The organism is Pseudophaeobacter sp. 1A16562, assembly GCF_041008785.1.
Lineage (GTDB): Bacteria > Pseudomonadota > Alphaproteobacteria > Rhodobacterales > Rhodobacteraceae > Phycobacter > Phycobacter gallaeciensis_A.
This window is the reverse complement of the sequence record NZ_JAXGFT010000020.1, coordinates 39,548-52,769: the sequence shown is the minus strand read 5'-3', so window position 1 is coordinate 52,769 and position 13,222 is coordinate 39,548. Positions and strand designations below refer to the sequence as shown.

General features: G+C 63.1%; 11 protein-coding genes. 10 read left to right on the top strand and 1 reads right to left on the bottom strand.

Annotated features, from left to right (window positions below):
* Nucleotides 1-121 precede the first annotated feature (121 nt).
* Nucleotides 122-1,525, top strand: a complete 1,404-nt coding sequence (murD, locus tag SM764_RS20630; protein ID WP_369002641.1) for a UDP-N-acetylmuramoyl-L-alanine--D-glutamate ligase — start codon at nucleotides 122-124, stop codon at nucleotides 1,523-1,525.
* Nucleotides 1,526-1,747: 222 nt separating this feature from the next.
* On the opposite strand, the gene SM764_RS20625 is transcribed toward murD, so the two are convergent.
* Nucleotides 1,748-2,941, bottom strand: coding sequence for a BaiN/RdsA family NAD(P)/FAD-dependent oxidoreductase (locus SM764_RS20625; protein WP_369002646.1), 1,194 nt, complete (start codon nucleotides 2,939-2,941; stop codon nucleotides 1,748-1,750).
* Between the two features lie 168 nt (nucleotides 2,942-3,109).
* On the opposite strand from SM764_RS20625, the gene ftsW reads away from it, so the two are divergent.
* From ftsW to ftsA, 9 genes are all read left to right on the top strand, one after another.
* Complete coding sequence (gene ftsW / locus SM764_RS20620; RefSeq protein WP_274831772.1) at nucleotides 3,110-4,279, top strand: putative lipid II flippase FtsW; 1,170 nt, start codon at nucleotides 3,110-3,112, stop codon at nucleotides 4,277-4,279.
* 28 nt (nucleotides 4,280-4,307) lie between these two features.
* Entirely contained in the window at nucleotides 4,308-5,399 is a 1,092-nt protein-coding gene (locus tag SM764_RS20615; RefSeq protein WP_274831773.1) for a UDP-N-acetylglucosamine--N-acetylmuramyl-(pentapeptide) pyrophosphoryl-undecaprenol N-acetylglucosamine transferase, read from the top strand.
* Nucleotides 5,400-5,402: 3 nt separating this feature from the next.
* Nucleotides 5,403-6,818, top strand: a complete 1,416-nt coding sequence (gene murC, locus SM764_RS20610) for a UDP-N-acetylmuramate--L-alanine ligase (RefSeq protein WP_369002640.1) — start codon at nucleotides 5,403-5,405, stop codon at nucleotides 6,816-6,818.
* Nucleotides 6,819-6,839: 21 nt separating this feature from the next.
* Nucleotides 6,840-8,039, top strand: coding sequence for an APC family permease (locus tag SM764_RS20605; protein ID WP_368947539.1), 1,200 nt, complete (start codon nucleotides 6,840-6,842; stop codon nucleotides 8,037-8,039).
* Nucleotides 8,036-8,287, top strand: coding sequence for a DUF2484 family protein (locus SM764_RS20600; RefSeq protein ID WP_368947538.1), 252 nt, complete (start codon nucleotides 8,036-8,038; stop codon nucleotides 8,285-8,287). The genes SM764_RS20605 and SM764_RS20600 overlap by 4 nt, the downstream gene beginning before the upstream one ends.
* Nucleotides 8,288-8,384: 97 nt before the next feature.
* Complete coding sequence (gene murB, locus SM764_RS20595) at nucleotides 8,385-9,323, top strand: UDP-N-acetylmuramate dehydrogenase (protein WP_368947537.1); 939 nt, start codon at nucleotides 8,385-8,387, stop codon at nucleotides 9,321-9,323.
* A 354-nt stretch (nucleotides 9,324-9,677) separates the two neighbouring features.
* Nucleotides 9,678-10,598: a D-alanine--D-alanine ligase gene (locus SM764_RS20590; RefSeq protein WP_368947536.1), complete on the top strand. Its 921-nt coding sequence runs from the start codon at nucleotides 9,678-9,680 to the stop codon at nucleotides 10,596-10,598.
* Nucleotides 10,586-11,479, top strand: coding sequence for a cell division protein FtsQ/DivIB (locus tag SM764_RS20585; RefSeq protein ID WP_369002639.1), 894 nt, complete (start codon nucleotides 10,586-10,588; stop codon nucleotides 11,477-11,479). Before SM764_RS20590 ends, SM764_RS20585 begins: the two co-directional genes overlap by 13 nt.
* Nucleotide 11,480: 1 nt before the next feature.
* Nucleotides 11,481-12,815 (top strand): cell division protein FtsA, encoded by a 1,335-nt coding sequence (gene ftsA / locus SM764_RS20580; protein ID WP_065273055.1) that lies wholly within the window; start codon nucleotides 11,481-11,483, stop codon nucleotides 12,813-12,815.
* Nucleotides 12,816-13,222: the final 407 nt, after the last annotated feature.

The following is a 13,222-nucleotide window of genomic DNA, read 5'->3' as shown; positions in this document are numbered from 1 at the left end:
CCTGTCACGGGGGGGAGTGGCGCGCGCAAAATGCGCGCACGGGGGTGGTTTGCGGCGGCTTGCAAAGGCCGTGATGGCGGTGCACTCTGCGCCGAAATTTGATCAAAGGATGAGGGTGGGCATGATCCCGGTCAGAGGGTTTGAAGGGGCGCGGGTCGCCGTTCTTGGATTGGGGCGCTCCGGCCTTGCTACGGCGCGGGCCCTCAGGGCTGGCGGCGCCGAGGCGATCTGCTGGGATGACAACCCGGAGGCGCGGGAGCGGGCCGAGGCGGAGGGGGTCTCCTGCGCCGATCTGAGCCGGGCTGGTGCCTTTGACGGGATCGCCAGCCTGATCGTGTCCCCGGGTATTCCTCATCTCTACCCAAAGCCCAACCCGGTTGTGCGCGCGGCCCTGATGGCCGGGGTGCCAGTGGACAATGATATCGGGCTGTTCTTCCGCTCGGTCGCGACGGGAGAATGGGACAAGTTCGATCAGCCGCCCAAGGTGGTGGCCATCACCGGATCGAACGGCAAATCCACCACCGTGGCGCTGCTGCAGCATATTCTTGAGCAGGCGGGGCGCGACAGCCAGATGGCGGGCAATATCGGCCGCGGGGTTCTGGATATCGACCCGCCGGGCAATGGCGGCGTGATCGTGCTGGAGCTGTCCAGCTATCAGACCGAACTGGCGCGGGCGCTGACCCCGGATGTGGCGGTCTTCACCAACCTCAGCCCGGATCATCTGGACCGGCATGGCGGCATGGGCGGCTATTTCGCGGCCAAGCGGCGCCTGTTCGCAGAAGGCGGCCCGGATCGCGCCATTGTCGGTATCGATGAGGATGAAGGGCTGTTTCTGGCCGGACAACTGTCCGAGGCCGCCAGTGATGACCGTGTGATCCGCATCTCGGCAGCGCAGAAACTGACAGGGCCGGGTTGGCAGGTCTTTGCCCGCAAAGGGTTTTTGAGCGAATACCGCAAGGGGCGGCAGGTGGCCTCGATCGATCTGCGTGCGATGCAGGGCTTGCCGGGGGCGCATAACCATCAGAACGCCTGCGCCGCCTATGCCGCCGCGCGGGCGCTAGGGCTGGCGCCGCGGATGATCGAAGGCGGGCTGGAGAGTTATCCCGGATTGCCGCACCGCAGCCAGACCATCGCTGAGGCGGGCGGGGTGCGCTACGTCAACGACAGCAAGGCCACCAATGTGGACAGCGCAGTGAAGGCGCTGAGCGCCTTTGGCAATATCCGCTGGATCTGCGGCGGACTGGAAAAGGATGGCGGGCTGGAGGCCCTGAAAGGTCACACAGGTTCGGTGCGTCGGGCCTATGTGATCGGCCGCGAGGCGGCGACCTTTGCCATGCAGTTGGATGTGGACGCTGTGGTCTGCACCACCATGGGTGAGGCAGTGGCGCAGGCGATGGCAGAGGCTGAGCCGGGCGACACGGTTTTGCTCGCGCCGTCAGCGGCCAGTTTCGATCAATATGACAACTTCGAGCAGCGCGGTGAGGATTTCATCGCCGAGGTCACGCGCAGATTGGAAAACGGTTAAGGGCTTCGGGCTCACCCAAGCGGAAATCCGTTTCGGTTCCACCCTCGTCCTGCTTCTGCCCTGCCAAACCCGCCTTTGCGGCGCAAGCAAAATGGCCGTCTCCCCGCCGCTGGCGGGGCCCCTCGGCAATTTGACTGGCGCCCCTGCGACGGATTTGACTGCCGGGTCACAGGCGAGGGTGGCTCCGAAGCGGAAATCCGGGCGCGCGATCAATGGTGGCGATCAGCGGGTGGCGGCGATGGCCGTGCCTGCGGCATGGCCCGAGGCCCAGGCCCACTGGAAGTTGTAGCCGCCAAGCCAGCCGGTCACATCCACCGCTTCGCCAATCGCGTAGAGACCGGGGCGGGATTGGGCCTGCATGGTTTTTGAGGAGAGCGCATCGGTGTCGATGCCGCCCAGGGTGACTTCGGCGGTGCGGTAGCCTTCGGTGCCACCGGGTGTCAGCTGCCATTGGTTGAGTTGATCGCAGAGGGCTTGCAAGGCGGCGTCGGATTGATCGGCGAGGCGGGCCGTCAGGTCGTAGGCCGGGGTGAGCGCCTCTTTCAGATAATCCACCAAACGGGCAGGCAGGTGGCGCGCCAGTTCGGTGGCAATCGCGCGCTTGCCCGCGATCTGCCGCTGGCTGCGTAGCGCCGCGAAGATATCGCTTTCGGGGGCGAGGTTCACTGTGATTTCCTCTCCCACCTGCCAGTAGGAGGAAAGCTGCAGCACCGCAGGACCAGAGAGGCCGCGGTGCGTGAAGAGCAGCGCCTCGTCGAAACTGGCGCGCGCGTTGGAAAGGCGCACGGGCAGGGAGACACCGGCCAGGGCGGAAAAGCGTCCCTCGGGGAAGGTGAAGGGGACAAGGCCGGGGCGGGTGTCGGTCACCGGCAGGGCGAACTGGTGGGCGATGTCATAGGCGAGACCGGTCGCGCCCATCTTGGGGATGGATTTGCCGCCTGTCGCCAGCACCAGATTGCGGCAGGTGACGTGGTGATCCTTGCCGTCTTTGGTCAGTGTCAGGGCAAAGCCATCATCGCGCTGTTCAACGGGGCCCACGGAGGTCTGCAGCCACAATTCGGCCCCGGCCTTTGCCATCTCTGATGTCAGCATCGAGACGATCTGTTTCGCTGAGCCGTCGCAAAAAAGCTGCCCGAGGGTTTTCTCGTGCCAGGCGATACCATGGCGGTCCACGAGTGAGATGAAATCCCATTGCGTATAGCGCGCCATCGCGGATTTGCAGAAATGAGGGTTGCCAGAGAGGTAGTTGCTCGGATCGGCGTAAAGGTTGGTGAAGTTGCAGCGCCCGCCACCGGAAATGCGGATCTTTTCGCCCGGCGCCTTGGCGTGGTCGACCACCAGCGTGCTGCCGCCGGTATGGGCTGCGCACATCATGCCGGCTGCGCCAGCGCCAAGAATCACGGTGTTTACCTGCATAAGGGCATCGACCATGGAATGACCTCTCGCGCAAGGGAACTGTCCCGGGCGCAAAATCCTGCCGCGCCGGGATCAAGACTCTGGTCTGATCACGGGTTTCGCGTTACTGTTCCAATACAGACCCCGAAAAACGGGGCGTATCACGAGGCAAAGAGCGGCGGTGTTTCCATGACTGAGATGGTCTATGGTGCGGTTCCTGTACAATCAGGTGAACCTATTCTTCCCAAATGGTGGCGGACCTTGGACAAATGGACGATGTCTTGCGTCCTGATGTTGTTCGTGCTGGGGCTGCTTCTGGGGCTTGCAGCCTCAGTGCCGCTGGCCGAGCGCAACGGGTTCGGCAATTTCCACTATGTGCAGCGACAAGCGGTGTTCGGCGGGGCGGCTCTGGTCGCCATGGTGCTGACCTCGATGATGTCGCCGACGCTGGTGCGGCGGCTTGCGATCATCGGCTTTGCTCTCGCCTTTGTGGCGCTGGCGCTGCTGCCTATTTTCGGGACCGATTTCGGCAAAGGCGCGGTACGCTGGTATTCGCTGGGTTTTGCATCGCTGCAGCCGTCCGAGTTCCTGAAGCCCGGTTTTGTCGTGGTTGCGGCCTGGATGATTGCCTCGAGCCAGCAGATCAACGGCCCGCCGGGCACGCTGATTTCCTTTGGCCTGTGCATGAGCGTGGTGCTGATGCTGGTGATGCAGCCCGATTTTGGTCAGGCCTCGCTGACGTTGTTCGGCTGGGGCGTGATGTATTTTGTGGCCGGGGCGCCGATGCTGCTTTTGGTTGGCATGGCGGCGGTTGTGGTCATGGGCGGTGTGATGGCCTATTCCAGTTCCGAACACTTTGCCCGCCGCATCGACGGCTTTCTGAACCCGGATATCGATCCCACTACCCAGCTTGGCTATGCCACCAATGCTATCCGCGAAGGCGGGCTGTTCGGCGTTGGAGTCGGGGAGGGGCAGGTGAAATGGTCGCTGCCTGATGCCCATACCGATTTCATCGTCGCGGTTGCTGCCGAGGAATACGGGCTGGTTTTGGTTACGGTGCTGATCGGGCTTTACGCCACTGTGGTTGTGCGCTCGCTATTCCGTCTGATGCGCGAGCGCGATACATTCGTGCGGCTCGCGGGGACAGGCTTGGTCTGCATGTTCGGGGTGCAGGCCATGATCAACATGGGGGTTGCGGTGCGGCTCTTGCCGGCCAAGGGCATGACCCTGCCATTCGTCAGCTATGGTGGCTCTTCGCTGATCGCGACGGGCATTGCCATGGGAATGCTGCTGGCCTTTACCCGTTCGCGCCCACAGGGTGAGATTGCAGATTATCTGCGTGGTCGCGGTCGCGGCTGACGCATTAGGTACGAAACGACGCGGGTTTATGACACAGAAACTGCTATTGATGGCGGCAGGCGGCACCGGGGGGCACATGTTCCCGGCGCAGGCCCTGGCCGAAGAGATGCTACGCAAGGGCTGGCGGGTGAAACTGTCGACCGATGCGCGCGGCGCCCGCTATACCGGCGGCTTTCCTCATACGGTGGAAATCACCGAGGTGTCCTCGGCCACCTTTGCCCGCGGCGGACTATTGGCCAAGGCGCTGGTAGGACCGAAGATCGCCGGGGGCATTGCCAGCATGGCCCTGCAGATGCGGCGTGACCGCCCCGACGCGGTGGTGGGCTTTGGCGGCTATCCGTCGATCCCGGCGCTGGGCGCGGCGACGCTGCTGGGGCTGCCCCGGATGATCCATGAACAGAACGGTATTCTGGGCCGGGTGAACCAGTTGTTTGCCAAACGCGTAGCGCAGGTGGCCTGCGGCGTATGGCCGACCGAATTGCCTGAGGGTGCCAAAGGCGTGCATGTTGGGAACCCGGTGCGCCGCGCCGTGCTGGAGCGCGCGGGCGCGGCCTATATCCCACCGGGCGATTATCCGATGTCGGTGCTGGTGATGGGCGGCAGCCAAGGCGCGCGCATCCTGTCCGATGTGGTGCCCGGCGCGATTGCAGCCCTGCCCGAAGGGATCCGTCGCCATCTGCGCGTGGCCCATCAGGCGCGCGATGAGGATGGCGAACGCGTCAGCGCCTTTTACGCCGAACATGGCATTGCTGCCGATGTTCAGCCTTTCTTTCACGATGTGCCCGCACGGATGAGCGAGGCGCAGCTGGTGATCTCGCGCTCCGGGGCCTCGTCGGTTGCCGATATCTCGGTCATCGGCCGCCCGTCGATCCTGATCCCATTCGCCGCCGCGGCGGGAGACCACCAGAGCGCTAATGCGCGTGGGCTGGTTGATGCGGGCGGGGCGGTGCTGATCCCCGAAAGCGCCCTTGACGTTCAGGCGCTGTCAGAGCAGATCTCTGCCGTTCTGAGCGCCCCCGACGCGGCCGCCCAGATGGCCCAAGCAGCATTAAGTGTCGGCGTTCCCGATGCCACCAATCGTCTGGTGGCTCTGGTCGAACAGCTGGCGGAGGAAGGATAGACCATGACGCCCGCAACCAAATTGCCCGGAGATGTTGGCCCGATCCATTTTGTCGGCATCGGCGGTATCGGCATGTCCGGCATCGCCGAGGTGCTGCTCAACCTTGGCTATGTGGTGCAGGGGTCTGACCTCAAGTCGTCAAAGATCACCCAGCGGCTCGAGAGCCTCGGTGCGCTGGTTTTTGAAGGTCAGCGGGCTGAGAACCTGGAAGACGCTGAAGTCGTCGTGATTTCCTCAGCGATCAAACCGGGCAACCCGGAACTGGACGAGGCACGCCGCCGGGGGCTGCCCATTGTGCGCCGGGCCGAAATGCTGGCCGAGCTGATGCGGTTGAAATCCAACATCGCCATTGCCGGCACCCATGGCAAAACCACCACGACCACGATGATGGCCGAGCTGATGGTGGCCGGGAATTTCGACCCCACCGTGGTCAACGGCGGCATCATTCACGCCTATGGATCGAACGCCCGCATGGGGCAGGGCGAATGGATGGTGGTCGAGGCGGACGAAAGCGACGGCACCTTCAACCGTTTGCCTGCGACCATTGCCGTCGTCACCAATATCGACCCCGAGCATATGGAGCATTGGGGCGACTTTGATACTTTGCGCGACGGGTTTTACAACTTCGTCTCGAACATTCCTTTTTATGGTGTCGCGGTCTGCTGTACCGACCACCCCGAGGTGCAGGCGCTGGTGGGGCGCATCACCGACCGCCGCGTCGTCACCTATGGTTTCAATGCACAGGCGGATGTTCGTGCCGTGAACCTGATCTACAAGGCAGGCGTTGCCCATTTCGACATCCTATTGCAGGCCGAAGGTCAGAAGATCGAAGGCTGCACGCTGCCGATGCCGGGGGATCACAACGTCTCCAACGCCCTGTCGGCAGTGGCCGTGGCGCGCCATCTGGGCATGAAAGGCGAGGAAATCCGCGCTGCGCTGGCGGCATTCGGCGGGGTCAACCGCCGTTTCACCAAGGTGGGCGAAGTGAACGGTGTCACCGTGATCGACGATTATGGCCACCACCCGGTGGAAATCGCCGCCGTGCTGAAGGCCGCGCGTCAGGCGGTTGGCGCTGATAGCAATGCTCGTGTCATCGCCGTGCACCAGCCGCACCGCTATTCACGCCTGTCTTCCCTGTTTGATGATTTCTGCGCCTGCTTCAACGATGCCGATGTGGTCGCCATCGCCGAGGTCTTTGCCGCCGGTGAGGATCCGATTGAGGGCGCCAGCCGCGACGATCTAGTGGCAGGGCTCATCCGTCATGGCCATCGCCACGCCCGCGCGCTGCTGAACGAGGACGATCTGGAGCGTTTGGTGCGTGAACAGGCGCGCCCCGGTGACATGGTCGTCTGCCTCGGCGCAGGTACCATCAGCGCCTGGGCCAACGGGCTGCCCGAGCGGCTAAGCAAAAGCCAATAGCCCCCGCGAAAGGACATTGCCATGGCTGAGCCGCTGAAACGCCGTATTGGCCTTGGTCTTCTGACCGCCTACGGCGTCGGCGTCATGGTCGGGGCCGGGATCTACGTTCTGGTCGGAGCGGTTGTCGCCGACGCCGGGATCTGGGCGCCGCTATCCTTTGTTTTGGCAGGGCTGATCGCCGCGCCCACTGCGCTCAGCTATGCGGAGTTTTCCTCACGCGTGCCCGAAGCTGCCGGAGAGGCAGCCTTTGTCGGGCAGGGGTTTGGCTCGCAGTCCCTTGCCTTGCTGGTGGGGCTGGCCGTGGTTGTGGCCGGAACCGTCTCTGCCGGCGCGGTGCTACGCGGCGGGGCTGGGTATCTGACGGCGGCAACCGGCGTGGATGGAACCCTTGCGATCATCGCCATGGGGTTGGCGCTGGTGGCGGTGGCCGTGATTGGCGTTCTGGAAAGCCTTTCGCTGGCGGCGGTTTTTACCGCGATTGAGCTGACCGGGCTTGCGCTGGTGATCTGGGCCGGTGGCACCGGCGATGTGTCGCCGGATTGGGCCCTGCCGCAGGACCTGCCGGGCCTTACCGTCTGGGCGGGCCTTGGCCTTGGTGCGGTTCTGGCCTTCTTTGCCTTCATCGGGTTTGAAGACATCGTCAACATGGCCGAGGAGGTCTCGGAGCCGACCCGCACCATGCCGAAGGCGATCCTTTTGTCGCTGACCATCACATCGATCATCTATGCGCTGGTCTGCTGGGCTGCGGTTCGTACTGTCCCGGTGGCCGACCTGTCGCAATCCAGCAGCCCGCTGGCACTGGTCTGGCAGACAGCGCGCGGATCGAACCCCGATTTCCTGTCCTATATCGCGGTCTTTGCTGCGCTCAATGGGATCCTGGCGCAGATCGTCATGGCCTCGCGGGTGCTGTTCGGATTGGGCAAACGCAGTCCGGCGCTGGCCCTGTTCCACCACGCCCACCCCCGGTTCGGAACGCCAGTGCTGGCCACGCTGGTATTGGGTGCGGCGGTGATCCTGACGGCCCTGTTCTTCTCGGTGGATCGGCTGGCCGAGGTCACTTCCTCGGTGTTGCTCTCGGTCTTTGTATTGGTGAACCTCGCGCTGATCTTGCAGAAACGCCACGCGCCCGGGGCGCCCTTTCAGGTGCCGATGGCGGTGCCGATTGTGGGGCTTGTTCTGTCCACCATCGCCCTGATTTCAGCCGTGGGAGGTATGTTGTGAGCCTGTCCCTGATCCTTGCCGCGCTTTGGGCGCTGACGGCCAATGTCCTTGCCATGATACCCAGCCGCGACAATCACTGGCGCCGCGCCTATGCACTGATCGCCGTCGGCATCCCGATCCTTGGCTATGTCACCTATGAAAACGGTCCATGGTGGGGGCTGGCGGTGCTGGCCGCAGGGATGAGCGTGTTGCGCTATCCGGTGATCTATCTGGGCCGCTGGCTGCGCCGGGTGGTCCTGCGCGGCTGATGGCGGGTTCTAAGGGGGTATGCGGGGGGATTGGCAGTACTTTCTTCCCATTCGGGTTTGCCTTAAACCCTGCAGGAAACCGAACGAGTGGCACATCATGACCGAAATCACTAAATCCCTTCCTGCCGTGCGTGGACGCCTGACCGAGGGGCGCAGCCTGTCGGAGCTGACCTGGCTGCGTGTGGGCGGGCCTGCGGATGTGTTGTTTCAGCCTGCTGATCGTGATGATCTTCAGGAGTTCCTGCGCGCCCTGCCTGGGGATGTTACGGTCTTTCCCATGGGGGTCGGCTCGAACCTGATCGTGCGGGATGGGGGTATCCGCGCGGTGGTGATCCGGCTGGGGCGTGGCTTCAACCAGATTGAAATCGACGGCGACACCGTGACCGCAGGCGCGGCGGCGCTGGATGCCCATGTGGCGCGCAAGGCGGCTGATGCGGGGCTGGATCTGACTTTCCTGCGCACCATCCCCGGTTCCATCGGCGGCGCGGTGCGGATGAACGCGGGCTGCTATGGCTCTTATACCGCCGATGTGTTCCACACCGCCACCGTGGTGACGCGGGCCGGGGAGCTGCAGATACTTGGCCCGGAAGACCTGAATTTTGCCTATCGCCAGACCACTTTCCCCGAAGGCGCGGTTTTGGTTTCGGCGACCTTCAAGGCGCCCCGGGGTGAGGCGGAGGCACTTCATGCCCGGATGGAAGAGCAGCTGAAGAAGCGCGATGAAACGCAACCTGTCAAGGATCGTTCGGCCGGCTCCACCTTTCGCAATCCGGCGGGGTTTTCCTCGACCGGGAAGGCGGGCGATGTGCACGATCTAAAAGCCTGGAAAGTGATCGAGGATGCCGGTCTACGCGGTGCCCGCCTTGGCGGTGCGCAGATGAGCGAGAAACACCCGAATTTCCTGATCAATACCGGCGATGCCACCGCCGCCGATCTGGAGGCGTTGGGAGAAGAGGTGCGTGGCAAGGTGCTGGAGAATTCCGGCATTACCCTGCAGTGGGAAATCATGCGGATCGGCGAAAACCTGCCGGACTAAAGTGGCGCGAGCCCTGTCAGTGTCACCCGTAATCCACGCCGCGCTGGGCGAGTGTGGGGAATTCGCAATCATTCGCTCCGGCATGATTGTTTTGGCTGGAACGGCGTGTGAAATTCGGGCAAGAAAGAGACATCCATTAAGGTTGGTAAAGAGGACGTTAAGGTCCCGGTAACTCTTTGGGCAGTATGATGACCTATGGGACGTGATTTGCCGCGCCCCACGGCATGATTGCCTTCTGATGCAAGCAAAAGGATCTCTGTCGCCGATGCGGTGGTGATCCCAGAATAATGAACGCGGCCGAATAACGGACGCGAGAAACAGGGGCGTTAAGCCCGATGAATTGAGGCACTTGTGGTGAGTGAGTCGAGCAGGACACTCCCGACAGTGGCGGTATTGATGGGCGGCCCCTCGGCTGAGCGTGAGGTGTCCCTGTCCTCCGGGCGTGAATGCGCCGCCGCGCTAAGGGGCGAAGGCTATCAGGTGATCGAACTGGACGCGGGTCCGGATCTGTGTGCGCAGCTTGAAGCTGCGGCACCTGACGTCGTGTTCAATGCGCTGCACGGTCGCTGGGGCGAAGACGGCTGCGTGCAGGGCCTTCTGGAATGGATGCGTATTCCCTATACCCACTCTGGTGTGCTGGCCTCGGCGCTAGCGATGGACAAACAGCGCAGCAAATCCCTGTTCCGCAGCGTTGGCCTGCCGGTGGTGGCCAGCGAAATCTGCGCCCGCTCTGAGGTCGAGGCGTCCCATGTGATGGCGCCTCCCTATGTGGTCAAACCCAATAATGAAGGCTCCAGCGTTGGAATCTACCTGGTGCATGAGGCCGCCAATGCGCCGCCGAAACTCTCGGACGACATGCCCGATCAGGTGATGGTTGAAACCTATGCCCCGGGGCGCGAGCTGACCGCGACCGTGATGGGCGACAAGGCACTGACCGTGACTGACATTCTGACCGATGGCTGGTACGATTATGATGCGAAATATCAGCCGGGCGGATCACGCCATGTGCTGCCTGCGGATCTGCCGCAGGAGATTTTCGATCTGTGCCTAGAATACGCCAAACGCGCCCATGATGCACTGGGCTGCCGGGGCGTGAGCCGCACCGATTTCCGCTGGGACGAAAGCCGCGGCGCTGCGGGGCTGATCATCCTGGAAACCAACACTCAGCCCGGCATGACGCCGACTTCGCTGGCGCCCGAGCAAGCCGAACATTTCGGCATCACCTTTGGCCAGCTTTGCGCATGGATGGTGGAGGACGCCTCATGCGGTCGCTGATCCGGCGCAAGAGCAAGGAACACAGCGGAGCGTCCGATCCGGCGCCTTCCCGTCTGAAGTACCGATTGCAGCGCTGGATGCTGACGCCAGGGATCCGGTTCGGTCTGCGTGTCGGGGTGCCGATCTGCCTGCTGGCTGCGGCGGGAACCGCGTTTCTGGCGGATGAAGGGCGGCGCGACGCCTTGCAGGGCACGATCAATTCGATCCGCGCCTCGATCGAGGAGCGTCCTGAATTCATGGTCAACGTCATGGCCATCGACGGGGCAGGGACCAGCGTCTCCGAAGATATCCGCGAGGTGGTGCCGCTCGATTTCCCGATCAGCTCTTTTGATCTGGATCTGGGGCAGATCCGCGACGTGATCGAAGGGCTTGACCCGGTGCGTACCGCCAGCGTGCGGATCCGTCCGGGCGGTATTCTTCAAGTCAATGTGGAAGAGCGCAAACCGGCGCTGATCTGGCGCAGCCGCGACGGGCTGGCGCTGCTGGATGAAACCGGCGCCCATGTCGCCGAGCTGGGCCAGCGCAAGCTGCACCCGGATCTGCCGCTCATTGCCGGGCGTGGGGCCAATCGCGAGGCCGAGGAGGCGATGCGACTTCTGGCGGCAGCCAGCCCGCTTGGCGACCGGTTACGGGGGTTGGTACGGGTTGGCGAACGGCGTTGGGACGTGGTTCTGGATCGCGGTCAGCGGATCCTGCTGCCCGAGGACAACCCGGTGCAGGCGCTGGAGCGGGTGATCGTCGTCAGCGAGGTCAAGGATCTGCTGGAACGTGATGTCGCCGCCGTGGATATGCGGATCGCGGAGCGGCCGACGGTCCGGATGACAGAAAATGCAGTGGAAAACTGGTGGCGGATCAGGGAAATGAACGGGGGTGGGCTGTAAGATGACGGATCTTTATCAATCGCAGCGTGCCATGCGGCAGATGCGGCGGCAGGCATTGCAGCGCGGTGTCGTGGCCATTCTGGATGTGGGCAGCTCCAAGATTGCCTGTCTGGTGCTGCGCTTTGACGGTTCCGCTCAGCCCAATGAGGACAGCGCCATCGGGTCGCTTGCCGGTCAATCCGGCTTCCGGGTTATCGGCGCCGCGACCACCCGCTCGCGCGGGGTGCAGTTCGGCGAAATCTCCGCCATGCAGGAAACTGAGCGAGCCATCCGCACCGCCGTTCAGGCCGCGCAGAAGATGGCAGGTGTGCGTGTCGACCACGTGATCGCCTGCTTCGCCGGGGCCAACCCGCGATCTTACGGGCTGGATGCAAAGGTAGAACTTCAGGCGCAGGAAGTGTCGGAGAACGAGATCGCCCGCGTCCTGGCTGCCTGCGAGGTGCCGGATTACGGCGCCGGGCGTGAAGTGGTCCATGCTCAGCCGGTGAATTTCGCGCTGGATAACCGCTCGGGCCTGTCAGATCCGCGCGGTCAGATGGGGCAGACCCTGTCGGTGGACATGCATATGCTGACGGTGGATTCTGCCACCGTGCAGAACCTGATGCGCTGCATTCAGCGCTGCGACCTTGAACTGGCGGGTATTGCCTCGTCGGCCTATGCCTCGGGCTATGCGGCGCTGGTCGAGGATGAGCAGGAACTCGGCGCGGCCTGTATCGACATGGGCGGCGGGTCGACCTCGATCTCGGTCTTCATGAAGAAACATATGATCTATGCCGATGCTGTGCGCATGGGCGGCGATCATATCACCAGCGACATTTCTATGGGGCTGGGTGTTCCGATGGCCAATGCCGAGCGGATCAAGACCTTTTGCGGCGGCGTTCATGCTACCGGCGCCGACGACCGCGATATGATCGATATTGGCGGGGATACCGGCGACTGGGAGCACGACCGGCGCACCGTTAGCCGGGCCGAGCTGATCGGCATCATGCGCCCGCGGGTCGAGGAAATTCTGGAAGAGGTGCGGGTCCGTCTGGACGCGGCGGGGTTTGAATATTTGCCCAGCCAGCAGATCGTGCTGACCGGTGGCTCCAGCCAGATCATGGGGCTTGATGCCCTAGCCAGTCGTATCCTTGGTCAGCAGGTGCGCCTCGGACGTCCACTTCGCGTCCACGGCCTACCGCAATCGGCGACCGGGCCGGGTTTTGCCTCGGCCGTGGGGCTCAGTCTCTTTGCGGCGCATCCGCAGGACGAATGGTGGGATTTCGAAATGCCGGTCGACCGCTATCCGGCCCGCTCTCTGCGCCGCGCGGTGAAGTGGTTCAAAGACAATTGGTAGGGCCTGCGCCCACACCGGTTGAATTTTGGCGACCTGCACCGCACGCGAGGCGATATTGAGCCTGAAAAAAGTCGCCTTTGTGGGCCTTGCCCCCCGTGACAGCGCCGCCCGAAACCGTTAGTTTCGGGTTAACGGACGCATTAAGCGACGAGTCTGAAGGCCGGGCAGTGGCCAGACCGCGATAACTCAGAATAGGAATTCGGTGCCTATGGGCGTCGGGGTTTTCTGGTGTTTGTGGGGGAGCTGCTAATTAACCGCTAGATCTGTCGTCTTAGGCGAAATACCGCAGATTTCCATGGATCAGGGGCCATATTTTGTAGCCGCCGACGCTTTTTGGGATGACGCGACTCCGAGGCTGCGGTACAATTTCCGCAGAAAAGTCAGGAAAAGGCCCTTGCGGGAGGGCT

What these genes read in the sequence shown, in the direction of transcription:
- murD (WP_369002641.1), top strand. Translation starts at nt 122, where the DNA reads ATGATCCCGGTCAGAGGGTTTGAAGGGGCGCGGGTCGCCGTTCTTGGA.
- SM764_RS20625 (WP_369002646.1), bottom strand. Translation starts at nt 2,941, where the DNA reads ATGCAGGTAAACACCGTGATTCTTGGCGCTGGCGCAGCCGGCATGATG.
- ftsW (WP_274831772.1), top strand. Translation starts at nt 3,110, where the DNA reads ATGACTGAGATGGTCTATGGTGCGGTTCCTGTACAATCAGGTGAACCT.
- SM764_RS20615 (WP_274831773.1), top strand. Translation starts at nt 4,308, where the DNA reads ATGACACAGAAACTGCTATTGATGGCGGCAGGCGGCACCGGGGGGCAC.
- murC (WP_369002640.1), top strand. Translation starts at nt 5,403, where the DNA reads ATGACGCCCGCAACCAAATTGCCCGGAGATGTTGGCCCGATCCATTTT.
- SM764_RS20605 (WP_368947539.1), top strand. Translation starts at nt 6,840, where the DNA reads ATGGCTGAGCCGCTGAAACGCCGTATTGGCCTTGGTCTTCTGACCGCC.
- murB (WP_368947537.1), top strand. Translation starts at nt 8,385, where the DNA reads ATGACCGAAATCACTAAATCCCTTCCTGCCGTGCGTGGACGCCTGACC.
- SM764_RS20585 (WP_369002639.1), top strand. Translation starts at nt 10,586, where the DNA reads ATGCGGTCGCTGATCCGGCGCAAGAGCAAGGAACACAGCGGAGCGTCC.
- ftsA (WP_065273055.1), top strand. Translation starts at nt 11,481, where the DNA reads ATGACGGATCTTTATCAATCGCAGCGTGCCATGCGGCAGATGCGGCGG.